The sequence below is a fragment of the Terribacillus aidingensis genome (genome assembly GCF_900215625.1).
Classification (GTDB): Bacteria; Bacillota; Bacilli; order Bacillales; family Amphibacillaceae; genus Terribacillus; species Terribacillus aidingensis.
In genome coordinates this window covers 286,306-308,274 of sequence record NZ_OBEK01000003.1, presented here as the reverse complement: position 1 = coordinate 308,274, position 21,969 = coordinate 286,306, and the positions used below count along the sequence as shown (strand labels likewise).

The following is a 21,969-nucleotide window of genomic DNA, read 5'->3' as shown; positions in this document are numbered from 1 at the left end:
TTTCTTCATCCTTTCTTATCCCTGTAATAAATATGCTTTAATGTCCATGTGCCATCTTCTTCAACAACTAATTCGCCAAAAGAAAACTGCTTCTGACGCCGCTTATCCGTTGGTGATCCTGGATTAAAGAGAACCATCTCTTCTTCTGTCTTTTGTTCAGGTATATGGGAATGCCCGTAAATGAGCAAATCCAGCGATTCTTCTGCAAAAGCTGCTCGTGCTCGCTGCTCTGTCGTTTTTCCTTTTCCATGGCCGTGTGTAATACCCACCGTAACACCATGAAAGGAGACAACCTGTTTACTTGGTAAGATTTCCGTTACATCCGGATCGTCTGTATTACCGTAAACAGCGGTTACCGGTGCAAAAGATTGGAGTGAGGCAAGCACTCGCCGGTCATTGAAATCGCCAGCATGCACAATATGGTCGGCACTTTCCAAATAAGGAAGCAGAGCAGGAGGCCATATCTTTGCCATACGAGGCATATGTGTATCAGCTAAAATGATAATGTGCATTCGTTTTCCTCCCGTCAGTGACATAGTACCCAAATGTTTCTTTAAGCAATCATAAAAAACGCTCTCCTGCCAAGAGGAGAGCGTTCTAATTAATGTTGTGTTTGATGTGCAGGCTGATGTAACGTAATGTCGGCACCTAACTGTGTGAACAGACCAACAATATCTTCATAGCCTCGTTGGATATGTTTAATATCAGTAATCTTCGTAACACCATCAGCTGCAAGACCTGCAAGAATCAAGGACGTGCCAGCTCGTACGTCATGCGCTTTTACTGTTGCGCCCATAAGCTTGGAAACGCCGTTAATCATAATTTGATGATCTACTACATTGATGTCTGCACCGAGCTTCTTCAGTTCAGCTACGTGCCCAGTACGATTTGGATATACTTTATCCGTGATGGAGCTGGAGCCAGCAGCAAGTACGAGCAATGTCGTGAGCGGCTGCTGCAAGTCAGTAGCTAATTCAGGGTACATACCCGTCTGGATTCGTGCACCATGTAAAGCTGAACCGGAAGCAGTCATAGAATCATCTTCTTCGGTAATTGTCATACCTAACTCAATCAACTTGTTTGTACAGCTTGCCAAATGTTCTGGAATAACGTTTTTCACTGTGATGCGGCCATTTGTTACACCAGCAGCCATTAAAAATGCTCCAGCAATCAAGCGGTCTGGAATAACAGTATGTTCAATTCCGCCATGCAGCGATGCAACGCCGTCAATGGTAATTCTATCTGTTCCGGCACCTTTAATTTTCGCTCCCATTAAGTTAAGCAAGTTGCCTAGATCAACGACTTCCGGATCCTTTGCAGCATTATGCAGTACAGTACGGCCTTCTGCTTTAACTGCCGCCAGCATAGCATTAATAGTGGCGCCAGATGTAATGACATCAAAGGTAATATCCGCTCCTGTAAGCTTGTCACAAGATACTTCGTAATATTTTTGCTTGAAGTCAAATGTCGCCCCAAGTGCCGAAAGAGCTTTAACGTGCTGATCAATTGGGCGGGAGCCAAAGTCATCTCCGCCTGGATAGCCAATTTGGACGGTCTTCACTTTCGCAAGTAAAGCCCCGACAAAATAATAGGAAGCACGAAAATCCGATGTTTTTGCCACATCTAATTTACCGGAAGTGATATGCCTTCCGGTAAGCTCATAGGTGTTTTTCTCTTTTTCTTCCATATACAAGCCAATATCTTCAGCGATTTCTTTTATTAATAAAATATCCCGGATAGCGGGTATATCATGAATCGTGATTGTTTCATCTGTCAAACAGCCTGCTGCGACCAGTGCAAGGGCACTGTTCTTGGCGCCGGGAATCGTGACTTCTCCGTTTAGCGGGCCGCTATTTCTAACTTCAAACCATGCATTGTTCACTCTATTACGCTCCTTGTCTAATTCCAGCTCGGAAGGCAAGAAAATCAAGAGGCGAAGAACGGTTTCTTTAAGTTGCTTCGCTTTCCTGCATTTTTAAACGGCCTTCTGCGCTTTTCATCTTCTCTCATATGCACATAAACTCCATTTTACCATTAAACACGCTAGAAGTAGATAGGGAATAAGTATTCCTGTATGTAGATTTTTCCTAAAGCCCGAACATCTGTACGAAAGCTTCATAAACTATCGGTAACGAACTTTTGTGCTACAATGGAAAGGACTGGACTATACCACTGGAAAGGCAGGCATATCATGAATGGAAGCAAAGTTATCAAGGGCACGGTTATCGGGCTGCTTGTACTTTTTCTGATTTGGTTTGTCCGGGAACATATGAAACTGCCACCTGAGGAAATCCAAAAGTGGATTATATCATTTGGAATTGTTTCCCCCTTAATTTATATTGGAATCTATACAGTGAAACCTATCATCTTTTTCCCTTCTTCAGCACTATCGATTGCAGGGGGGCTGGCTTTTGGCTTTATAAAAGGAACAATCTTTATTCTGATAGGCGCAGCTGGTGCAGCCGTTGTCGCATACTTCTTGGCAAGCATATTCTCTGAACGATTTGGGGATAAGGATTTTGGTGAACGGGCAGAAAAAATTAAACAAAAATTGCATGATGCAGGTTTTCTATACGTTCTCGTCATGCGGGTGCTGCCGGTTTTCAACTATGATTTGGTTAGTTATGTTTCCGGTCTGACACGTGTTAAATTTAAGCATTATATGGTGGCAAGCATTGTAGGTGTGCTGCCAGGAACGATGACATACGCCCTTCTTGGTGCAAGTATCGTATCCTTCAATTATATGTATCTCGCTACTATTATAGTAGTTATATTGATTTGTGTTCTGATTGGTTTTTGGAAAAGAGATAAGATAAAGGAAATACTAACTTAAGACAGCTTAGACTGTCTCTTTTTGTTTTAATATTCAAGGAGATAAAGAAGCAGATGAAAACCGATAGACAAGGTGTCTATCGGTTTTTAATTATATAAATGCTGTCTCTTGTATTTCGCTAACTTTCTCATAAGCAAGCTGTAACTTACGTGTAATCACACCGGGCTTACCGTTACGAATACAATTTCCGTCCACTTCTATAACAGGCATGACTTCACTTGTTGTACTCGTGATAAACACTTCATCTGCAGCTAAAAGCTGCTGTGTGGAGAAGGTTGTTTCTTGTATTTCCAGTGCTGATTCGGCTGCGAGATTTAATACGCGATTTCGGACACAGCCATGCAAAATGTTTTGTGCTGCTGGATGCGTGTAAAGCACATTGTCTTTCACAATAAATACGTTGGACGAAGAGCCTTCTGTCACTTGACCGTTTTTATGAAAAATAGCTTCATATGCGCCTTTTTCCTTGGCTGTTTGCTTTGCTAGTATATTAGGCAGTAAATTTAAGCTTTTGATGTAACATAAATCCCATCGAATATCTTCTGTTAATATTGTTCGCACGCCTTGTTGAAGCTGTGCGGCTGGCCGTGCACTTTGCTCGATATAGGCGTATAGATTGCTCGGCACATTCGGAAAAGTATGTTCACGCGGCGCAGAGCCGCGGGTAATCTGTAAATAGAGCTTTGCATCCGTCTCCACAGCGTTTTTCTCTGCTAACTTTTGCAGAGAGGCGATAAGTGTTTCCTTATTGAAAGGTACTTGCAAACGTATTGCTTCTGCCGAACGATAAAGCCGATCGATATGGGCTTCAAGTAAATCATAGTTTCCTTGATAGATACGAATAACTTCATAGATGCCGTCTCCAAACTGTAATCCTCTTTCCTCGAACGGATAGAAAAGAGAATCTTTCGCTATTATGCCATTCTGCGTCCATACGTAATTGTACAAGCTCATCCTAATACCTCCATTTCGTTAAAATTAAGTATAGCAGAAGAGGAAAAGCGGGAAAGTGAAAAAAATGTCGAATTTTGCTTTGAATGTTGCACGTGTGTAAAAACCTTGTTATACTACTTAACATACTATTTATAAACCGGGGTATTCATTTCGCGCATCATGAACTTGTACATTACCCTTGAGCCAACGCAGTGTCTCGTTTTAAACGTAACGAGGCATTGCGTTTTTACTATGCCTAATATGGAAATAATACTAGAAATAATAATAAAAAAGGGAGGCGGCATAATGGATACGGAAAAGTTAAAACAAGAGCTGATTGCTTACAGTAAGGAAATCGGTGTTGATAAAATCAGATTCACTACAGCGGATGTCTTCCAAGAGTTAAAGGAAAGACTAAAGCAGCAGCAAGAAAAAAATTATCAATCTGGTTTTGAAAAAGGAACAATTGAAGAACGAACTGAGCCGAAAAAACTCATGCCATCAGCCCAATCCATTATTGCCATTGCGCTTGCGTATCCTTCCCGACTGCCTAATGCTCCAAAGAGTACAAAAGAAGAACCGCGCGGGCTGTTTTGTCGTGCCTCCTGGGGGATGGATTACCATGAGGTGCTGCGCGACCGATTGAATAAGCTGTCTGCTTTTCTCGCAGAAAGAGTAGAAGGGTTCGCTTATCGTTCTATGGTCGATACGGGAGAATTATCCGACCGTGCTGTGGCGGAACGAGCAGGAATTGGCTTTAGCGCTAAAAACAGCTTTGTCATTACGCCTGAGTTTGGTTCATATGTCTATCTTGGTGAAATGATTACGAATGTACCTTTCCAGCCGGATGAGGCAGTTGAAGATAGTTGTGGCAGCTGTACAAAATGCATCGACTCTTGCCCAACAGGAGCGCTTGTTCAAGGCGGGCAGCTGAACGCTCAGCGCTGCATCGCTTATTTGACACAAACAAAGGATTTCCTTCCTGATGAATTTCGGACGAAGATCGGCAATCGTATTTACGGCTGTGATACGTGCCAGCTTGTTTGTCCAAAGAACAAAGGAATGAACTTCCACCTTCATGAAGAGATGGAGCCTGATCCGGAGATTGTGAAGCCGTTATTAAAACCATTGCTGAAAATGTCCAATAAAGAATTCAAAACAAAGTTTGGTGTGATCTCTGGTTCCTGGCGCGGTAAGAAACCGATTCAGCGCAATGCTATTTTGACGATGGCCCATTATAAAACGACGACAGCTGTTCCAGATTTAATCGAGCTCATGGAAAAAGACCCGCGTCCTGTTATCCGCGGAACTGCTGCCTGGGCAATCGGTAAGATTGGGCTGCCAGAAGGTTTTGAAGCTATTAAACGTGCAGTGGAGGAAGAGGAAGACGCACAAGTACGAGAAGAAATGGAAAAGGGATTGCAGTTTGAAAAAGAATACGCGAAAGCACACTAAAAAAAAGGAGCTCATGCTCCTTTTTTTAGTTTTGATGCATGGAAAGACATTATATTAGCTGATGCTGTTTTCAGTCAGCCGTATAGACAGAGCTAACTTTTAGATTGAGTTAATGTTGCGCCCAGCCTTTTTGCTTAATAAAGTCTTTCATGTAAGCTCGTCGGGGTACTCGCAGTTTATCGGTAGTCTGCTGTGTCCAGCTGGCGTTACGCGTGTTTTCCGTTCGATTTACGTAATAAGACTGGATAGTGCGATCGTATTCTTCGAGATGTGCATTGAGTGTGCCTTTATCTACATTATAATGATTTTCGTGATATACGCTGGCAAATGGGAGGCGTGGTTTTTTTTCATGCACTGTTTCGGGATAGCCGACGGCAATTCCGAAAAGCGGCAGTACATGAGCAGGAATACCGAGGCTGGCTGAGACACCTGCCAGGTTATTGCGAAGACCGCCGATGTAGCAGATTCCTAATCCCATTGATTCAGCTGCAATCGCCAGGTTCTGCGCGGCAAGAGAGGCATCAATTGTTCCAATCAGCAATGCTTCTGTTCCTTGAATGGATTCAGAAATATCTGCCCGCAGGTTTTGAGCCATTTCTTTATGACGGTAAAAATCGGCGCAAAAAACAAAGAAGTGACCGTTCTTCACAACATAATCCTGGCTTCCTGCATACGTACTGAGCTCTTTTTTCACTAACGGGTCACTAACCCCGATGATGGAATAAGCTTGAAGGAAGCTCGACGTGGATGCTGATTGGGCAGCCGTGACGAGTTCCTGTACCTGTTTCTTTGAAAGCGGATCAGCTGAGAAAGATCTTACTGATTTGTGGTTAAGGATAGTTTGCATAACATCTGACATCGTATTCTCCCCCTTTCTTATAAGGATACACAAAATGGACACATTTGTAACTAAAAAATGTTTACGCTTTCATTGTGTATTTCGGTCAAGCTGATAAAGCATATACTGTCATGATTCTACATACATACAAATGAGGTGGCAGTATGGAAACGTTCATGACAATAGTATCTGTTTTTGTTGTTGGAGGATTGCTTCTTTTACGAGGCTTTGCAATGTCTTATCGCAGAAAGAACAGGAGGGATAGAGATGGGGAAGAATGAACAGTTGGTCAATTTTTGGCTGCAGGAGGTCGAAGAGCAGAAAGAAGGAAATTGGCTTGTTGAACGCATAGCCGCTCATGAAAAAGAAGGTGCAAAAGTAGCTCAAATTAAAGGAGAAGGCACAATACTGAGGGAAGAGCATGACAGCGAGGAAGATATTATCACGTACAGCTTGTGCGCTACTTTTCTCGTCCATAAGCAGCATGGAACGTATCATGAGGAAGAAGTACATACGCATACCGCTTATATGCGTAATGGTCAAATTGTACGCCATGAACAAAAGGAAGAAGCAGTGCAGCCGCATGTGCATGGACTTGTTGGATATGAAAGCAATGATGAAAACTTTGATCGGCAATTTAACTATGACAGACGGGCTGCTGTACAATATGCCGAGCGTTGGTGGAACGACTATAATCCGGCATACAAAAAGTTTGAGGTCGATTGCACGAATTATATCTCCCAATGCTTACATGCTGGGGGAGCGCCAATGCGAGGAGAGCCAGACCGAAGTTCAGGCTGGTGGTATAACGGAGATAGCTGGAGCTATAGTTTCACAGTAGCGAACGCACTGCGGTGGTATTTGAGCGGGTCTAAACAAGGGTTGCAAGGAAAAGAAGTTGCGGATGCACGATTGCTTCGTCCTGGAGATGTAATTTGCTATGACTTCGAAGGGGATGGAAACTTTAATCATAATACAATTGTAGTAGCTCGGGACCCACAAGGAGAACCATTAGTCAATGCACACACAGCCAATAGCAGAATGCGGAATTGGGCGTATCGCGATTCTCCTGCGTATACAGAGAATGTTGTCTATAAATTTTTCCAGATTGGGGTCTGACCTCTGCTGTGCTATACTAGTAAGGTTGAAAGTTAAAAGCAGAGGTGAAAGTTAATGCCAAGACATATCGTACTATACCAGCCAGAAATTCCAGCAAACACAGGGAACATTGCCCGTACCTGTCTCGCTACCGATACTACTTTGCATCTTATCCGCCCACTTGGGTTTTCGACGGATGACAAGATGCTAAGACGGTCAGGGCTGGATTATTGGCATGATGTGGATATCCGCTACTATGATAGTATTGAAGAACTATATGAGCAATTCCCCGAAGGAGCCTATTATTATATAGAGAATTTTGGTACGAAACATTATTCGGACTATGATTTCAGTGATACGGACCAAGATATCTTCTTCGTATTTGGACGGGAATCGACTGGTATTCCAAAAGATTTGCTTGTCGGAAAAGAAGAGCAATGTCTGCGCATTCATATGACGGATAAAGTGCGTTCCCTAAATTTATCTAATACGGCAGCGATCATCATTTATGAAGCTCTTCGGCAGCAGAAGTTTGATGGATTATCCTGAACTGCACCTTGTGTGCGGTTTATTTTTTTCTAGTTAATTAGGCTTATTTTTCCTGTGTGTTAATCCACTGTATATCCAAGTGAATTAGTACTATTTTACTGATGTCTTTTATACAGTGGACTTACGAAAATGAGGCGCTATAATGAAATGCGTGAATAGTAGAGGAATTGTACGCTATAGGCTCGGTAGATACATTTCGCTTTTGTGAAAATCGCAGTTGCTTAACTAGAAAAACTGCTGTATTCCAGGTTTTGAACAATCAAATAAGGAAACGGAAGTTCCGAATTATTTGAGGGTGAAGGAGTGGATCTCAATGCCAGCCAGTTCCAAGAATAAGTTGTTAGGCTGCTGGATTTAAGGCGGCTTTTTTGATGGAAAAGGAGAATGGAATTGATATTAAAACGCAAACGCATCCAAGATATACTTCTGGGTGATGTGATTGGGAATGACATCATCTTAGCAGACCAGACCATAGTAAAAAAAGGGACCGTAATCAGCCAAGTTGTGCTTGAACAACTGAAGCAGAACAATGTGCCTTCTGTCGTTGTTGAGACAACAGAAGAAGCGGCTGCCGATTTATTTAACAAGTCAGACCGGCTGCAGCAGACGATTCAGCAGCTCTTAGAAAAGGAAACAGATCACCAAGCAACTTACAAGCGCAGCATGGAAAAGCACTTTTATACGAATCTATCTTATATTGCATTTGAGTATCGTTATGGAAAACTGCTTTATGGAGAAGAGAGCATTCGGTTCCTAAAAGACTTATATGTTAAAAGTCTGAAAACAATGGGGCGCAGCAGCCTGTGGCATATGCTGGAACAGCGAGATCCTTATGCTTTTATTCATTCATTGGATGTATTTGTCATTGGTACGATGCTTGCTTACCATATGAATGTTGTTCAATTGGATTTTTGCGCTACAGGTTACTTGTTTCATGATGTCGGCAAGCTGGAAATCCCGCGTGAGATTCTCGATAAGACGACAGCATTAACAAAAGAGGAATATGAGATTGTCCAGACACATACAGTCAAAGGAGAAATGCTTCTGCAGCAAGCTGGCGATCCCTTGATGGGACGCTATGCGCGGAGCCATCATGAACGTTTAAATAAAAAAGGATATCCTGACGGCGCGTATTTACCAGAGCTCGGCATTGATATTCAAATATTAGCGGTTGTGGATACGTTTTCGGCATTAACACTATCCCGAACATACCGAGAAGTACTTCCAGCAGAAGAAGCGATTCAGCTATTGCTGGAGATGTCGGACGCCTATCCGAAAAAGATTGTCAAAAAGCTGGCGCAGCTTATGCATGTTTACCCAAATGAAAAAGATATGCTGGAAATGGATGATGTTTTGTTTAGTGCTTATACCGACGAGGCAACGCTTGAAATTGGCTGGAAACGAAAGCCGTAACCAGCTGGAATATGGATTTGCTGGCATGACACCCTTGCCTCAGGCATACATTAAGGTAATCGCCTTTTGTCTAACAATGCCTGGGAGGTTAACGAATAATGAATATATTGGATAAGGTACAGCAGTATCGCCAAGAACAAGAGAAGCTTCATTGGGAAGGAACACTTGCTGATTATTTGAACTTGTTAAAGGACCGTCCTTATCTTGCTCAATCTGCACATTCTCGTGTATATAATATGATTAAGCATAAAGGCATTGACGAGGTGGATGGTGTCAAACATTATCATTTCTTTAAAGATGCCTTGTTCGGTTTGGAAGAACCGTTGGAAAAGTTAGTCGAAGAGTATTTTCATCCGGCAGCAAGAAGACTGGATGTGAAAAAACGGATTCTTTTGCTTATGGGGCCAGTGAGCGGGGGGAAATCTACGCTTGTCAGTCTGCTTAAACGAGGACTGGAAGAGTACACGTTCACGGATGAAGGAGCAGTCTATGCCATTAAAGGCTGTCCAATGCACGAAGACCCACTTCACTTAATTCCCGTCCATTTGCGCAAAGACTTTGAAAAAGAATATGGCATTCGAATTGATGGAAATCTATCTCCGCTGAATTTGATGAGATTAGAAGAAGAATATGATAATAGAATTGAAGATGTTATTGTTGAACGAATTTTCTTCTCGGAAGATAAACGATCCGGAATCGGTACATTCAGTCCTTCAGATCCCAAATCACAGGATATTGCCGACCTGACAGGGTCCATTGATTTCTCGACAATTGCGGAGTATGGGTCCGAATCAGATCCCCGAGCTTATCGCTTTGATGGCGAATTAAACAAAGCGAACAGAGGCTTGATGGAATTTCAAGAGATGCTGAAATGCGATGAAAAGTTTCTTTGGCATTTGTTATCTCTTACACAGGAAGGCAACTTTAAAGCAGGTCGATTTGCGCTCATAAGTGCTGATGAATTAGTCGTAACCTCATGGTATCAAAAGACCGTATCTATATTTAAACGGTCTTTTGCGCCAGAAAACTTAGTTTCAAGTAAGGTGTTAGTTTAAGCTTGGCCGGGCGTCTTCCTCGGCCTTTCTCTAATATTTCTATGTCCACGTGATCAAATATAGAACGAAGAATTGCGTTTTTATCTGACTTGTGGTCTGTAACCTTGTACGTTTCTAATATAGATTTTATATTCTGTTTGGCTGCTTCTATATCTATATCCTCTGTTGTCTCAACGCCAGGCACTTCTACATGTAAATTCTTAAGTCCGTCTTTCTCTTTTTCAATTTCCGCTTTACGTTCGAGGAACATTTCATCTGTATATATGCCAGCTTCATATTTCTCGAAGATAAACTTCATTCTACGCTCAAGTTCTCCTTTTCGCATATCGATGCTCTTCTGGATATCAGCTTGACTTATTGTGCCTTTGCTTTCTTTCTTCACAGCTAACATATCCATTTGTGCTTTAAATGACTTATTGTCCAATTCTCCAAGTATACGAAGCGTTTCTAGTAAATCTTCCTCGACGTTTCTATATTTTACAAATGTGCATCCATTGATAGTGCACCATAGAAACTCTTTATGATAAATACTCTTAGAGCCATCAGCTTTTTGGTAATGCTGGGTACTGTATTGCCTAATCATTTTTTTTCCGCACTTTACACATCGGCACAAGCTAGCTAATTCTGACACATTAAAATCCAGTTTGTTATGCGGAACAGATTCACGCTTATTCATGCGATCTTGCACTTTATCCCACATATCTTGATCTATAATTGCTTCATGTGCATCTTTAACCACTACATGTTCATTCTCAGGTCGAGGAACTCTTTGCCCATCAGCTGTTGTCATTTTCGTGTTAAAACGAAGTGTTCCAGTATAAAGATCATTAAGCAATATTCTTTGCACCGCAATATACGACCAATCCTTTCCTGCAGGGCTTTTAATTCCAAGACGATTCAAATAGGTACTCAACGCTTTAAACTGCACAAGTTTACGTTTTCCGTTGTCTTGAATAATACCATTTAGATAAAAATCATAAACACTACGAATCACTTCAGCCTGCTTCTCATTAATAACAAGGTGTTTAGTATTGGAATCGTAGTCATAGCCAAACGGGCTACGTCCAGCAACCCACTTACCTTCAAGGGCAGCATTGTATCTTCCGCCAGTCAAACGCTCTCTGGTTGTCTCAAACTCTTCACGAGACATAAACAACTCAAATCGAATCTGCCGCAAGTCTGTGTTATTTGTTGGATCATACACTTTCCAAGGAGTGATAATGAACAGACGCTTGTCCTGTATTAAATCATATATGATTCCCATATCGGTATAAGAACCACGACCCATACGAGAAATTTCTTTCACGGCGATCGCATCATACTTCTCCATCTTGATGTCCTCAATTACTTGCTGGAATACCGGGCGAGTAGCTATCTTATCTCCAGATCCAATCTCTGGTCGTTGTTCGTATGGAATACCGTAATCAGCTAACACACGATCCATCAGCTTCTTTTGCTCATGTAGCGTGTCTTCTCCAGTTTTTCGTTCTCTATCTTCATCCTGTCGAGACTTACGTAGATAGTTAACAACATTCTTGATTTCGTACTCTTTTATTAGGTTTTTCAATGATGCCATGTGTTCACCTCTTTTGGTTTATTATTTTTGGTTGGGTATACAATATATATCATAACCTTGAGATGTTTAGAATTTCCATAAGAAAATTATAGTTATTTTTTCTATAAGCCTTAAACCGTTTCATGTAATCCACGTTATATTAGTACTATCAGAGTCGGCCAAGAGATACTTGGCTGGCTTTTTTTATGGAGGAAGACATGAACTGTACCAGATGCAAGTCCAGTTACCGGATAATGATTCGGTATTATGACGATATCATCTGCACCGATTGTTATTTGAAGCTTCCATTTGAGCAGAGAAAACAAGCTTATTGGGATATGGAACGGCGCGTTATATCAGCGTCCAAGTGAGGCACTGTCCTCTACGTAGTGGACACATTTACTGTCCTCTATATAGGGGACACCACTGTCCTCTACGTAGTGGACACCACTGTCCTCTATATAGAGGACACCTAAAATAGTTTCTTCATATAATGCAAAACAGCTAAAGAAAACTTTAAAGAAATATATAAAGAAATACCTAGCAAACATCATTTGCTAGTCAGGATTACTAGATTTAAAAGAGAAGGTGATGGGATGAGATGAAGAATAAAAAGGCTGCACCTGCTGTTAAGAAAGTAGACAAGCCGATGACCGATAAGGATTGGAAAGAATTGATGGGAATGAAGCGCGATACTTACAAGCGTGGTAAGGGTGGAGCATTACGGAATACAAGGAGGAGTTAAGATGACAAATCATCCTGGTTCAACAAGGTATGAGTGTTTAAATTGCAAATCAACAAGATCAGCTATTAAAGAGAAATATGGAGAAGTAATAGTATGTGAGTTATGTAATGGAGCAATGGTGGATCAGTTCTATATTTACAAATATAAAGCAGCTGCAGAAACTAAAACGAACAACGATATGCAGATTAAAGTCGAAGTCGATACATCAGAGATGGATGTAGCAATCGAGAAGGCTAAGCAGCTGAATGAACTCACGAAGGAATACGAGGATAGAACAAAGCACAAGGATGATGCACTGGTTCCAATCGCTAATGCAATCGCCGCAATACAACATATCCAATCACAGTATCGTCCTGATAAGAAAGAGAAGCTGCTTGTGATTGAGATTGATGATATTCACAGTGTGCCGCGTATTATTCATAAAGGTGAAAGGATAAACATGATAACGACTGCGCACTTCGAATGGAATACAGACAACGAGTATCCGCAACCTAAATCATATCATATTGAACACTACGATGAGGAAGAGCGATGCTTCAAAAACATCGGAAGCAGCAAGTGACTGAATACAAGACCAGGCAGCAGAAGCAAAGGTTCTATAAATCTGGACCATGGCGCAAGCTCAGGCTCGTTGCATTAGAGCGAGACAACTATGAATGCCAGCAGTGTAAGAAGAAAGGGAAGTTCAGCAAGGGACAGAACGTTCACCACATCAAGGAGATCTATCATCATTCTAAACTTGCTCTTGAGTTGGATAACCTTGAGACACTATGCATCAACTGTCACAATGAGGAACACAAGAGAACGTTCAATAACATTGGGACTAAGAAGGGCAGGAAGGTGTGGAGAGATGAGAGGTGGTAAGATGCCAAACATTATTATGGCATTGCTGATGTCATTCATAGCTTTAACCGTGGCGAACTTTCTTTATGTATTAACGCGAGGAGAGCAACTCATCTTATCTACTGTCACAATGCTTTTGTGCTTATATCTCTTGGATACTAGGTTCAAATAAAACTAAAGGAGGACAATAGAATGACAGACATTCAGAAGGCAGCTAAAGAAAGAGTGAACGAGATCATGAAGGATTATGATGTTGCTTACATTGATTACAGTGCTTTTGATGATGAATATGTAATTAGATTAGAGAAGCCGGAAGAAAAAGAAGAAAAATAAATACACAAGACACCCCCCGCCTAAAGATTTGGGCGTTTTTTTATGCCCGGGGAACCGGGGCAGGGGGTCTGCTGTCCAAAAAAATCGCGAAATTACACTGTTATATTAGGGGGTGTAAAAATAGAGGGGGGTTTTGAGTGAGTAGCATAGTCAAAATTACCGATTTAGAAAAGCAACTATTGCTGCGAATAAATCAAGACGACTTAATCGAAGTAGATAAGGTGAAACGCTACATTGCTATAGTAAAGCAGATTCGTAAACTTCAATCAGCAATTAATAAAGATGGTGTTATGACAACAACAGTAAATGCTAGCCAGGAATTCACAAAAGCAAATCCAGCTTTGAATGAATTAAATAAGCTCACAAAAACCCTAATTTCTCTCGAAAACTCTATTAAATTCGAGATGTTCAATCAAGATGCAGTGATTGAGGACGAAAACGAAAAGGATAATGACGAACCGAATGTCAGTGATCTTTATTGATTCATCAGAAGTATGTGGATGCATATATTGAAGCCTGGAAAAAAGGACTCATTATTTTCAATCAGGAACGAATCGACCTAGTAAAGCAATTAGAATCAGAGGTACTAGTTAGAGATGACATCTATTTTGATGAGATCCAGATTGACCAGTGTATTAATTACATCGAGAAATGGTATTTCAAACTGGAGCTATTCCAGAAATTCATAATTGCTTTCATTTTTCTTAAGTACAAAAAAAGAAACAAACTCTTTTACAAAGACATTGTAATTGTCATCGCCAGGGGTAACGGAAAGAACGGACTAATTTCCGGTCTATCAGATTACTTCATAAGTCCAGGGCATGGCATCGATGGATACAATGTAGACGTTGTGGCCAACAGTGAAGACCAGGCACAAACCTCAGTAAAAGAAGTCTACAACATGAAAGAAAAAAATAAGCCATTCATGAAAAAGTTCTTCTCATGGACCAGAACAAAAATCACTGGTAAATCTACCATGGCCGAGTTTATGTTTCGTACATCGAATGCTGACACTAAAGATGGAGGGCGACCCGGCTGCTTGATTTTTGATGAGTGGCATATTTACGAAGATACAAAATTGATAAATACACTCAGCTCCGGCTTAGGTAAAGTCATGCATAGGAGACGAATTTATATTTCCACTAACGGCCATGTCCGTGGAGGGTTTTTTGATAAGTTCATTGAACAGTGCTTGGAAATCTTACAAGGCGGCAGCAAGCGACAGAATCGGTTTGTGTTCATCTGCAAGATGGATGACAAGGATGAGATTCATAACCCAGAACTATGGGAGAAAGCAAACCCCATGTTTAGTAAGCCGAGGAGTCCTTATGCTGAAGAACTATTTGACACTATCATGGACGAATATTTGGACTTAGAAGAAGATCCGTCAGGTCGGCCAGAGTTCATGGCAAAGAGAATGAACTTGCCTCAAGAGGATAACACGGTGAAAATCGCTTCTTGGAAGGATATACAAGCCACCAATAGACCTATCCCATATGAGCGCTTAAAGAACAAAACCTGTGTCGGTGCTATAGACTTTTCTTTTATCAAAGACTTTACGGCCTGTGGAGTCCTGTTTAAAGATGGTGAAGACTATGTATGGGACAGTCACCAGTTTGCTAGACGTGATTTTGTCAAAGAAGCAAATCTCAAACCACCGATATTCGAGTGGGAAGAAGAGGGTTTGCTCACGCTGCTGGATGAACCAGTAATTGATATCAAATATATGGTTGATTACTTCTGTGATATGAGAGAAAAATATGGGCTTGATACTATTGTGGGCGATACGTTTCGACTGGATATTGTTAAGCAAGCCTTGGAAGAGGCAGGGTTTAGAGTCCTTTATATTAGAAACCCTCACGCTATTTATGGAAAATTAGCTCCAAGGATTGAGACTTTATTTGCGCAAAAGAGAATTGTATTTGGTGACAATCCTTTAATGAGATGGAACACCAATAACATCGTCGTGAAAGTAAAGAACGATGGCAACAAGGACTTTGTAAAGAAAGATGAAGTTAAGAGGAAAACAGATGGGTTTGTCGCCTTTGTTTACGCGCTTTGGCAAGCAGATGAGTTACTGCAAGATGATGGGGAATTTTTATTGGATGCAATTGATTTCTAATCAGAAGGGGGTGAGAGATTGGGAGTATTAGACCTATTCGGGCTGCTAAAAAGAAATCGAGAAACAGAAGTGATGCTTGATCTTGATTTGTTTGAAGATGCAGCAAGCAAAACACATTTAAAGCGCATGGCTATAGAGACTTGTATCGGGCTAATCAGTCGGACTATCAGTCAATCGGAGTTCCGTGTTAGAAAAGATAAAAAGACAATCAAGGATGAGATGTATTACAAGCTCAATCTTCGACCGAATAAAAATATGTCTGCATCATATTTCTGGCAGAAGGTTGTAAGAAAGCTGATTTACGATAACGATTGTTTAATTATCCAAAGTGATACGGGTGACTTACTTATCGCTGATTCGTTTATCAAAAATGAGTATGCTGTGATGGAAGATGTGTTCAAGAATGTCATTGTAAAGGATTACGAATTCAAGCGTAATTTCCTTATGAGTGAAGTTATCTATATACAATACTCAAACGAAAAGCTCTCGAAATTAATCGATGAGCTTTTTTACGATTACGGCGAATTGTTTGGCCGGTTGGTAGAGTTCCAGAAGCGAAAGAACCAAATCAGAGCAACTGTAGATATTGAATCAGTAGCCGGAAATGATGAAGAAAAAAGAAATAAGATTCAAAAGTTTATTGATCGAACATATGCAGCTATTCGTGACAAAGTCGTAGCTATCATCCCGCAACAAAAGGGCTTTACTTATCGAGAGCATCAGAAGGATAACGCAGTAGGACCAAGCGTGGAGGAAATCAACAAAGTCACTGAAGGCTTTATGTCTCAGGTGGCGGCAGCGTTAGGGATTCCGATTGTTTTACTTAAGGGTGATACAAAAGATTTGGAAAAGCCTACGCGAAATTACATGGTGTTTTGTATAAAGCCATTAGTTAAGAAAATAAGCGACGCACTTAATTACACCATGGTTGATCGTTCGGATTATTTAAATGGGCAGCACTTAGAAATCAGAACACCGACTTACAGCGAAATCTTCGACCTTGCGAACAGTATTGACAAACTTATAGCTTCCGGTGGGTGGAATCGAAACGAATTACGCGACAAGGTGGGTGATGAAATGGTGGATGATCCGAAGATGGATGAGTACGTAATGACCAAAAACTATGAATCCATCGATAAGACTGGTACTGAACATGAAGGAGGTGATACAGAAGATGAGTAAAGAGCTCAAGCAACAATTAATGAACATGATGACCAAAAAGTCAGATGTTCGATTTGAAGCAAGTGCAGACAGCAAGGAAGCACAGTTGTATATCTATGGTCCAATTAGCAGCTGGTCTTGGAGTGGTACAAGTGCAAAAAGCATGCAGGAGAAACTAGCCACTACCAAAGCTGAAACAATTCATGTCCATATCAACTCACCTGGCGGATCTGCCTTTGATGGAGTTGCCATAGGTAATCTCCTGAAAAATCACAAGGCGAAAATCGTTATTCATGTCGACGGCTTTGCTGCATCTGCGGCTTCGGTTATCGCGATGGCAGGCGATGAAATCATTATGCCGGAGAACACAATGCTTATGATTCATAGAGCATCTACGATTGAATGGGGAAATGCAGCTGCATTCGAGAAGACTGCGAGAGACCTACGTAAGATTGATACAGCATTAGCAGCTTCCTATAAGAAACGTTTCATCGGAGAAGATGGTGAACTGGAGCAGCTGCTGGATGACGAAACTTGGCTAACTGCTTCAGAAGCTGTGGCTTTCGGTTTAGCTGATACTGTCAGTGATGAAATTGAAATCCCTGAGCTTGAAGACGAAGCTGATATCCCAGATGAGCAACCAGAGGAGTATGAAAACAGTAAGGAAAAGCTACTCGCTAAATATGGAGTAGCTGCACAAACAAATAAAAATAAATCGAAAGAGACTGATCCTGACCCCGCGGAAAATATTTCAGTGCAGAACGTGGCTAGTCTCTTTTTGAAATTGAAATTATAGGAGGGCAAAACATGCCTAATATTAAATTTGTAAACTTTGAAGATAAAAAAACAGCTTTTGCGGAAGCTGTACAAAACGGTGATCAGGAGGCGCAGGCGTCTGCATTAAGCGAAATGATTGAGGCACTTTCAAGTGATGTTCGTGCTGATATTTTCAATCAGGTGCAAAGCAATATGCAGGATCAATCAGTTTTGCAGGCACGTGGCACCAACATGATTACTAGCGAAGAAAGAGAATTTTTCAATGCCGTTATCCAGGAAGGTGGATTTAAAGACAAGGACACTCTTCCTAAAACAACGCAGGAACGAGTATTCCAAGACCTTGTTGAGTCACATCCGTTGCTGCAAGCTATTGGTATTCAAAACCTTGGTGCAGTAACAGAGTTTATCTATTCTGATCCGGAAGGTGCCGCTGTATGGGGTGAACTGTTCGGAGATATTAAGGGGCAGCTTAATGCAACATTCCGTAAAGAGAAAATTACTCAACTTAAATTGACTGCATTCATTCCGATCGCGAACGACATGCTGCAGTTGGGACCAGTATGGGTTGAGCGTTATGTTCGTACAATGATTGCTGAGGCTATGTCTGTCGGTTTAGAACGCGGATATGTTGCTGGTGATGGTCAATCGAAGCCAATCGGACTTTTGTACAAAAAAGAGGAAAACGGTGCTGTCACTCTAAAAGAGTCTGCCGGCACACTTACTTTCCGTCCTGGACGTACGACTATTAACGAACTTAAAGGTGTAGTTGAAAAGCTTTCCATTAGACCTGTTGGTAAAGATGGAGAAGAAAAAGTGCGTAATATCGCGGGCAAGGTTGTCATGGTTGTTAACCCATTTGATAGTTTCGGAATTCAAGCGAACTCCACTATCCAAAACTCTGCCGGCGCTTATGTACAAAGCTTGCCATTCAATCCAACAGTAACAACGTCATCGTTCGTTCCAAAAGATAAAGTGCTGTTCTTTGTCCGTGATCAGTACATCGCTGCAATTGGTGGGGCTATGACAGTAAATAAGTTCACTGAAACAATGGCCATGGAAGATGCTACATTGTACATTGCCAAGCAATTCGCAACAGGCAAGCCGGTTGATAACTATGCCGCACAGGTCTATGACTTGAATTTAGCAATTGAAGAAGATACAGCAACACCAACAACACCAGAGGAGCCAGCCGGCGTCTAATCTAGGAGGCGGCATAGATGGCTGATGTCACAGAAGAATTGCTGCAGGAATTTAAAGATCGCCTTCATATATCTCATAAAAGCGAGGACAGTCACCTGAAGAGGTTGCTGTCCTATTCTTTTGCGGATATATCGGGTATATGTGGACCCTTCTCTTTGGAAACCGATAATCCGGGTAAAGAGTTGGTACTTGAACGTTCGCGTTTCGCTTACAACGATGCACTTGAATTCTTTGAAGATAGTTTCCTGTCAAAAATTAATAGCTTCGCTCTTAGCAATCTCTCGGACGAGGAGGAGAGCGATGAGACAGTTCAAGTATAAAGAGCCTCGTAAGCACTCAGGAGAGCTGAGAACGGCTGTTACGTTCTATGAATACGAAGATAATCCTGGACCATATCCGGGCGAGCGTGCAAAAAGTACTTTATTCGAGTGCTGGGCAGCTGTTGATCAAGTGTGGCTCCGGGATATGGAGCAAGCGAAAGCCAATGGTACGTTGTCAGACTTAACCATTACTATTCGTGATCCAGGAGAGGATTACAGGCCGAAGAACAAGCATTATGTGCAGGTGCACGAGCCGGAATACGAGCATTTACGATACAATATCCGGACAGCTCAACCTAACCTGAAAGACCGGCGCTTTATCGATATTGTGGCGGAGGTGGTAACAGGATGAGTGTAGAAGTAACGGGGCTTAATAAGTTACTTAAAGAAATAGAAGACCGTTATGGAAAAGATAATGTGCAGCGTGTAAGTGACCGCGCATTGGAAAAAGGTGCCGAAGTCTTTGTTAGAGAGTTAAAAAGTCAATTTGAATCCTTCAAAGACACTGGCGCTTCTCTACGAGAGATCACGGTTTCTAAACCAATGACTATTGGCAAGGAAAGAGCAATTAAAGTCCACTGGAAAGGGCCGGATAACCGGTACCGTATTATTCACTTGAATGAATTCGGTACTGTTAAAAATCCGAATCCCAAAGGTAAAGGTGCAATTGCTCGCGCTATGCGTAATGCAGAAAATGCGTATCATGCTGCAATCGTTGAGGCTGTTAGGAGAGGGCTATAATGCTGGATAAAATTTATCAAGCTATGATGGCCGATGCATTTATAGTGACGCATGCCGGCAGCCGAATTAAGTATTATGAGTATCCAGAAGCAGCGAACATGGAAGAATCTCATATTGTTATAGATCCCCTGGATGCTCCTAAGCCGGGTGACTATGGTGACAATGAAATCCTCACTGATGATTTTCTTTATCAAGTGGATGTTTGGTCAAAGGACATAAGCATTCGGGATGAGCTGGCTAAAAGGATACGCAAGGTTCTAAAGGAGATAGGCCTAGTTCAATATGGCGGTGGCGCTGATGAATATGACGGTGACTATGGCATTTATCGCGATGCCCGCAGATACCGCGGAAAAGAATACACAACTGATTTTGACACCTGAGAAGGTGTCTTTTTTATACCCAAAAATAGGAGTGATAAAGAATGACTGAAGAAAAAAATTACCGAGCTTCCACTGGTATTGACGAATTTTACTATGGTGTGCTTGACGAAGTTACAAACACAACCGCTGCTGTAGAACGGGTGAAATTCTTGCAAACTATTACAGTAGAAATGCCTCAAGAGCCAGTTCGTGCATATGGGGATAACATCACTGCGGAATTAGCTGTATCTAGCGGAAACACGTCTGTTACTTCTGGTTTTCATAAAGTACCTGAGCAGGATAAAAAGGTCTTGTTCGGTTTGGAAGAGAATGAAGGTTTGATTGCATATGGATCCGAAGACACTCCTCCATATGTGGCAGTCGTTTTTGCTAAGACGTATGAGGACGGTTCAAAAGAATGGGTTGGCTTGCCTAAAGGAATGTTCATGCGTTCGAACATCACCGGGCAGACAAAAGGAGATGGTGTAGAGTTTAGCAGCGAAGAAGTAACAGCTGAATTCATGGATCGTACTGTAAAAGGATTCGAAAACGAAAAGTCAGCTATATTTGGTCGTGATGCTAAGGGTCAGACTACAAATCGAGATGCGCTGTTCCAAGCCATTTTCGGACAGGCACATCCTTCAGTTGTAGAAGGCGGAACCGAAACTACCCCGGAAGGAGTGTAATGTATGGCTAAGAAAGAAGAATTGAAAGACGAGTTGAAAGAAGAAACTGGCGGCGAAGTAACTGCAGCGGCTGCAAAGGAACCGGTGAAAACAGAAGAAGACCAAAATCCTACTGAGGACTCAACGCCTAAGTTGAAAAAACGAAAATTTGTTGCGGTACAAGATTTCAAGGATTTGAAGGACAACGGGAAAGTTTATCATAAAGGTGACTCTTTCCCTAAGCCAGCTAATAAAAACGTGAGCGATGAACGATTGCAAGAGCTCCTTACTGCGAGCAACAATCAAAAACGATCTGTCATTAAAGAAGTGGAATAAGACCGAGGATGAGCTATGGCTCGTCCTTTTATTTATGCGCATAAATAAAAACGAAAAAACAAATAGAGGAGAATTACAATGAGCGAAAATCTAAAAAGACATGCAATCGAACTGGTCAAAGATGTTAAAGAAGGAGAAATCGTCAAGGAAACTTATTTAACTCCTGCTTTCTTGCCAATGAAGGTAGTTTACGAAGCGATTGAAGTATACGCAGAAATCGAAAAGAACGAAACGAGTGAAGGCACTAATCCTAAGAAAGAGATTGAACTTTATACACGTGTGATGAACTTTGTTGCGAATGAAGTGTACGGCAAGCAGTTCACTCCAGATGATATTTTCAATGGGCTGCATGCACCAGATGTAAACAGAGTACTTTTTGACCAAGTGCTATTTGTTGCGCGCGGGGTGCAGAATGATTTCACAAAAAAGTACCTGGCGAAGAAACGCTAACTGACGAAGATTTTACTTTCGAGAAGCAGAAAGAGTACTTGAATAATCTAATCAGAAAAATGATGAAAAGTGGAAAGGACATAAACGAAATATTGAATATGCCTTATCACTTTGTATTGGATCTGTTAGCAGAAGAAGCAAAGCCAAAAGAAGAAAAGTCCTTAATTGCCACGTTTGGCGGTTAGGGG

Annotated in this window: 27 protein-coding genes and 1 pseudogene; 23 read left to right on the top strand and 5 right to left on the bottom strand. The window is 41.5% G+C overall.

Annotated features, from left to right (window positions below; all coding sequences use genetic code 11):
* Positions 1–5: 5 nt before the first annotated feature.
* Positions 6–512, bottom strand: coding sequence for a metallophosphoesterase family protein (locus CRO17_RS12130; RefSeq protein ID WP_097042586.1), 507 nt, complete (start codon positions 510–512; stop codon positions 6–8).
* Positions 513–601: 89 nt separating this feature from the next.
* The gene (gene murA / locus CRO17_RS12125) at positions 602–1,882 is read right to left on the bottom strand and encodes a UDP-N-acetylglucosamine 1-carboxyvinyltransferase (protein ID WP_097042585.1); all 1,281 of its coding nucleotides are present in this window, start codon (positions 1,880–1,882) and stop codon (positions 602–604) included.
* Positions 1,883–2,191: 309 nt separating this feature from the next.
* Between murA and CRO17_RS12120 the strand changes: the two genes are divergently transcribed.
* Positions 2,192–2,833 carry a TVP38/TMEM64 family protein gene (locus tag CRO17_RS12120; protein WP_179637024.1) on the top strand — a complete coding sequence of 214 codons (642 nt, stop codon included), beginning with the start codon at positions 2,192–2,194 and terminating at the stop codon, positions 2,831–2,833.
* A 90-nt stretch (positions 2,834–2,923) separates the two neighbouring features.
* Here the strand turns inward: CRO17_RS12120 and dat are convergent, their stop codons facing one another.
* Complete coding sequence (gene dat / locus CRO17_RS12115; RefSeq protein ID WP_097042581.1) at positions 2,924–3,787, bottom strand: D-amino-acid transaminase; 864 nt, start codon at positions 3,785–3,787, stop codon at positions 2,924–2,926.
* Between the two features lie 285 nt (positions 3,788–4,072).
* On the opposite strand from dat, the gene queG reads away from it, so the two are divergent.
* Positions 4,073–5,221 carry a tRNA epoxyqueuosine(34) reductase QueG gene (queG, locus tag CRO17_RS12110; RefSeq protein WP_097042579.1) on the top strand — a complete coding sequence of 383 codons (1,149 nt, stop codon included), beginning with the start codon at positions 4,073–4,075 and terminating at the stop codon, positions 5,219–5,221.
* A 109-nt stretch (positions 5,222–5,330) separates the two neighbouring features.
* Here the strand turns inward: queG and nfsA are convergent, their stop codons facing one another.
* Entirely contained in the window at positions 5,331–6,080 is a 750-nt protein-coding gene (gene nfsA, locus CRO17_RS12105) for an oxygen-insensitive NADPH nitroreductase (protein ID WP_097042577.1), read from the bottom strand.
* A 246-nt stretch (positions 6,081–6,326) separates the two neighbouring features.
* Between nfsA and CRO17_RS12100 the strand changes: the two genes are divergently transcribed.
* The 4 genes and pseudogenes from CRO17_RS12100 to CRO17_RS12085 all read left to right on the top strand — a co-directional run.
* A complete protein-coding gene (locus CRO17_RS12100) occupies positions 6,327–7,178 on the top strand; it encodes an amidase domain-containing protein (RefSeq protein ID WP_097042576.1) in 852 nt (283 codons plus the stop codon).
* 54 nt (positions 7,179–7,232) lie between these two features.
* Complete coding sequence (gene trmL / locus CRO17_RS12095; protein WP_097042574.1) at positions 7,233–7,706, top strand: tRNA (uridine(34)/cytosine(34)/5-carboxymethylaminomethyluridine(34)-2'-O)-methyltransferase TrmL; 474 nt, start codon at positions 7,233–7,235, stop codon at positions 7,704–7,706.
* Positions 7,707–8,096: 390 nt separating this feature from the next.
* A complete protein-coding gene (locus CRO17_RS12090; RefSeq protein ID WP_179637022.1) occupies positions 8,097–9,119 on the top strand; it encodes an HD-GYP domain-containing protein in 1,023 nt (340 codons plus the stop codon).
* 98 nt (positions 9,120–9,217) lie between these two features.
* A pseudogene (locus tag CRO17_RS12085) lies at positions 9,218–10,090 on the top strand (protein prkA); the annotation flags it as partial.
* A 31-nt stretch (positions 10,091–10,121) separates the two neighbouring features.
* Here CRO17_RS12085 and CRO17_RS12080 read toward each other — a convergent pair.
* A complete protein-coding gene (locus CRO17_RS12080) occupies positions 10,122–11,750 on the bottom strand; it encodes a recombinase family protein (RefSeq protein ID WP_097042570.1) in 1,629 nt (542 codons plus the stop codon).
* Between the two features lie 580 nt (positions 11,751–12,330).
* Between CRO17_RS12080 and CRO17_RS17580 the strand changes: the two genes are divergently transcribed.
* The 17 genes from CRO17_RS17580 to gpGT all read left to right on the top strand — a co-directional run bounded on the left by CRO17_RS17580 (position 12,331) and on the right by gpGT (position 21,966).
* The gene (locus CRO17_RS17580) at positions 12,331–12,474 is read left to right on the top strand and encodes a hypothetical protein (RefSeq protein WP_097042568.1); all 144 of its coding nucleotides are present in this window, start codon (positions 12,331–12,333) and stop codon (positions 12,472–12,474) included.
* Position 12,475: 1 nt separating this feature from the next.
* A complete protein-coding gene (locus CRO17_RS12070) occupies positions 12,476–13,036 on the top strand; it encodes a hypothetical protein (protein WP_097042566.1) in 561 nt (186 codons plus the stop codon).
* A complete protein-coding gene (locus tag CRO17_RS12065) occupies positions 13,033–13,338 on the top strand; it encodes an HNH endonuclease (RefSeq protein ID WP_097042718.1) in 306 nt (101 codons plus the stop codon). Before CRO17_RS12070 ends, CRO17_RS12065 begins: the two co-directional genes overlap by 4 nt.
* A 171-nt stretch (positions 13,339–13,509) precedes the next feature.
* The gene (locus CRO17_RS17575; RefSeq protein WP_179637020.1) at positions 13,510–13,650 is read left to right on the top strand and encodes a hypothetical protein; all 141 of its coding nucleotides are present in this window, start codon (positions 13,510–13,512) and stop codon (positions 13,648–13,650) included.
* Between the two features lie 137 nt (positions 13,651–13,787).
* The gene (locus CRO17_RS12060) at positions 13,788–14,132 is read left to right on the top strand and encodes a P27 family phage terminase small subunit (RefSeq protein ID WP_097042564.1); all 345 of its coding nucleotides are present in this window, start codon (positions 13,788–13,790) and stop codon (positions 14,130–14,132) included.
* Positions 14,129–15,772: a terminase TerL endonuclease subunit gene (locus CRO17_RS12055; protein WP_097042562.1), complete on the top strand. Its 1,644-nt coding sequence runs from the start codon at positions 14,129–14,131 to the stop codon at positions 15,770–15,772. Before CRO17_RS12060 ends, CRO17_RS12055 begins: the two co-directional genes overlap by 4 nt.
* A 72-nt stretch (positions 15,773–15,844) precedes the next feature.
* Positions 15,845–16,954 (top strand): phage portal protein, encoded by a 1,110-nt coding sequence (locus tag CRO17_RS12050; RefSeq protein ID WP_097042717.1) that lies wholly within the window; start codon positions 15,845–15,847, stop codon positions 16,952–16,954.
* Positions 16,947–17,729 (top strand): head maturation protease, ClpP-related, encoded by a 783-nt coding sequence (locus tag CRO17_RS12045; protein ID WP_097042560.1) that lies wholly within the window; start codon positions 16,947–16,949, stop codon positions 17,727–17,729. The genes CRO17_RS12050 and CRO17_RS12045 overlap by 8 nt, the downstream gene beginning before the upstream one ends.
* 11 nt (positions 17,730–17,740) lie before the next feature.
* On the top strand, positions 17,741–18,910 hold the full coding sequence (locus CRO17_RS12040; RefSeq protein ID WP_097042559.1) for a phage major capsid protein: 1,170 nt from the start codon (positions 17,741–17,743) through the stop codon (positions 18,908–18,910).
* A 17-nt stretch (positions 18,911–18,927) separates the two neighbouring features.
* On the top strand, positions 18,928–19,230 hold the full coding sequence (locus tag CRO17_RS12035) for a hypothetical protein (RefSeq protein ID WP_097042557.1): 303 nt from the start codon (positions 18,928–18,930) through the stop codon (positions 19,228–19,230).
* Positions 19,211–19,582 carry a phage head completion protein gene (locus CRO17_RS12030; protein WP_097042556.1) on the top strand — a complete coding sequence of 124 codons (372 nt, stop codon included), beginning with the start codon at positions 19,211–19,213 and terminating at the stop codon, positions 19,580–19,582. Before CRO17_RS12035 ends, CRO17_RS12030 begins: the two co-directional genes overlap by 20 nt.
* Complete coding sequence (locus tag CRO17_RS12025; RefSeq protein ID WP_097042554.1) at positions 19,579–19,971, top strand: HK97-gp10 family putative phage morphogenesis protein; 393 nt, start codon at positions 19,579–19,581, stop codon at positions 19,969–19,971. Before CRO17_RS12030 ends, CRO17_RS12025 begins: the two co-directional genes overlap by 4 nt.
* Positions 19,971–20,351, top strand: a complete 381-nt coding sequence (locus CRO17_RS12020) for a hypothetical protein (RefSeq protein ID WP_097042553.1) — start codon at positions 19,971–19,973, stop codon at positions 20,349–20,351. Before CRO17_RS12025 ends, CRO17_RS12020 begins: the two co-directional genes overlap by 1 nt.
* A 41-nt stretch (positions 20,352–20,392) precedes the next feature.
* Positions 20,393–21,016, top strand: coding sequence for a major tail protein (locus tag CRO17_RS12015; protein ID WP_097042551.1), 624 nt, complete (start codon positions 20,393–20,395; stop codon positions 21,014–21,016).
* 3 nt (positions 21,017–21,019) lie between these two features.
* Positions 21,020–21,331 carry a hypothetical protein gene (locus CRO17_RS17755; RefSeq protein ID WP_245864781.1) on the top strand — a complete coding sequence of 104 codons (312 nt, stop codon included), beginning with the start codon at positions 21,020–21,022 and terminating at the stop codon, positions 21,329–21,331.
* Positions 21,332–21,409: 78 nt separating this feature from the next.
* Entirely contained in the window at positions 21,410–21,781 is a 372-nt protein-coding gene (gene gpG, locus CRO17_RS12005; RefSeq protein ID WP_097042549.1) for a phage tail assembly chaperone G, read from the top strand.
* Between the two features lie 38 nt (positions 21,782–21,819).
* On the top strand, positions 21,820–21,966 hold the full coding sequence (gene gpGT, locus CRO17_RS17570) for a phage tail assembly chaperone GT (protein ID WP_179637018.1): 147 nt from the start codon (positions 21,820–21,822) through the stop codon (positions 21,964–21,966).
* Positions 21,967–21,969 lie beyond the last annotated feature (3 nt).

What these genes read in the sequence shown, in the direction of transcription:
- trmL (WP_097042574.1), top strand. Translation starts at nt 7,233, where the DNA reads ATGCCAAGACATATCGTACTATACCAGCCAGAAATTCCAGCAAACACA.
- gpG (WP_097042549.1), top strand. Translation starts at nt 21,410, where the DNA reads ATGAGCGAAAATCTAAAAAGACATGCAATCGAACTGGTCAAAGATGTT.
- CRO17_RS12100 (WP_097042576.1), top strand. Translation starts at nt 6,327, where the DNA reads ATGGGGAAGAATGAACAGTTGGTCAATTTTTGGCTGCAGGAGGTCGAA.
- CRO17_RS17580 (WP_097042568.1), top strand. Translation starts at nt 12,331, where the DNA reads ATGAAGAATAAAAAGGCTGCACCTGCTGTTAAGAAAGTAGACAAGCCG.
- queG (WP_097042579.1), top strand. Translation starts at nt 4,073, where the DNA reads ATGGATACGGAAAAGTTAAAACAAGAGCTGATTGCTTACAGTAAGGAA.
- CRO17_RS12045 (WP_097042560.1), top strand. Translation starts at nt 16,947, where the DNA reads ATGAGTAAAGAGCTCAAGCAACAATTAATGAACATGATGACCAAAAAG.
- CRO17_RS12030 (WP_097042556.1), top strand. Translation starts at nt 19,211, where the DNA reads ATGAGACAGTTCAAGTATAAAGAGCCTCGTAAGCACTCAGGAGAGCTG.
- CRO17_RS12120 (WP_179637024.1), top strand. Translation starts at nt 2,192, where the DNA reads ATGAATGGAAGCAAAGTTATCAAGGGCACGGTTATCGGGCTGCTTGTA.
- CRO17_RS12070 (WP_097042566.1), top strand. Translation starts at nt 12,476, where the DNA reads ATGACAAATCATCCTGGTTCAACAAGGTATGAGTGTTTAAATTGCAAA.
- CRO17_RS17755 (WP_245864781.1), top strand. Translation starts at nt 21,020, where the DNA reads ATGGCTAAGAAAGAAGAATTGAAAGACGAGTTGAAAGAAGAAACTGGC.
- dat (WP_097042581.1), bottom strand. Translation starts at nt 3,787, where the DNA reads ATGAGCTTGTACAATTACGTATGGACGCAGAATGGCATAATAGCGAAA.
- CRO17_RS12015 (WP_097042551.1), top strand. Translation starts at nt 20,393, where the DNA reads ATGACTGAAGAAAAAAATTACCGAGCTTCCACTGGTATTGACGAATTT.
- CRO17_RS12050 (WP_097042717.1), top strand. Translation starts at nt 15,845, where the DNA reads ATGCTTGATCTTGATTTGTTTGAAGATGCAGCAAGCAAAACACATTTA.
- CRO17_RS12025 (WP_097042554.1), top strand. Translation starts at nt 19,579, where the DNA reads ATGAGTGTAGAAGTAACGGGGCTTAATAAGTTACTTAAAGAAATAGAA.
- CRO17_RS12130 (WP_097042586.1), bottom strand. Translation starts at nt 512, where the DNA reads ATGCACATTATCATTTTAGCTGATACACATATGCCTCGTATGGCAAAG.
- CRO17_RS12035 (WP_097042557.1), top strand. Translation starts at nt 18,928, where the DNA reads ATGGCTGATGTCACAGAAGAATTGCTGCAGGAATTTAAAGATCGCCTT.
- nfsA (WP_097042577.1), bottom strand. Translation starts at nt 6,080, where the DNA reads ATGTCAGATGTTATGCAAACTATCCTTAACCACAAATCAGTAAGATCT.
- CRO17_RS12040 (WP_097042559.1), top strand. Translation starts at nt 17,741, where the DNA reads ATGCCTAATATTAAATTTGTAAACTTTGAAGATAAAAAAACAGCTTTT.
- CRO17_RS12080 (WP_097042570.1), bottom strand. Translation starts at nt 11,750, where the DNA reads ATGGCATCATTGAAAAACCTAATAAAAGAGTACGAAATCAAGAATGTT.
- CRO17_RS12020 (WP_097042553.1), top strand. Translation starts at nt 19,971, where the DNA reads ATGCTGGATAAAATTTATCAAGCTATGATGGCCGATGCATTTATAGTG.
- CRO17_RS17575 (WP_179637020.1), top strand. Translation starts at nt 13,510, where the DNA reads ATGACAGACATTCAGAAGGCAGCTAAAGAAAGAGTGAACGAGATCATG.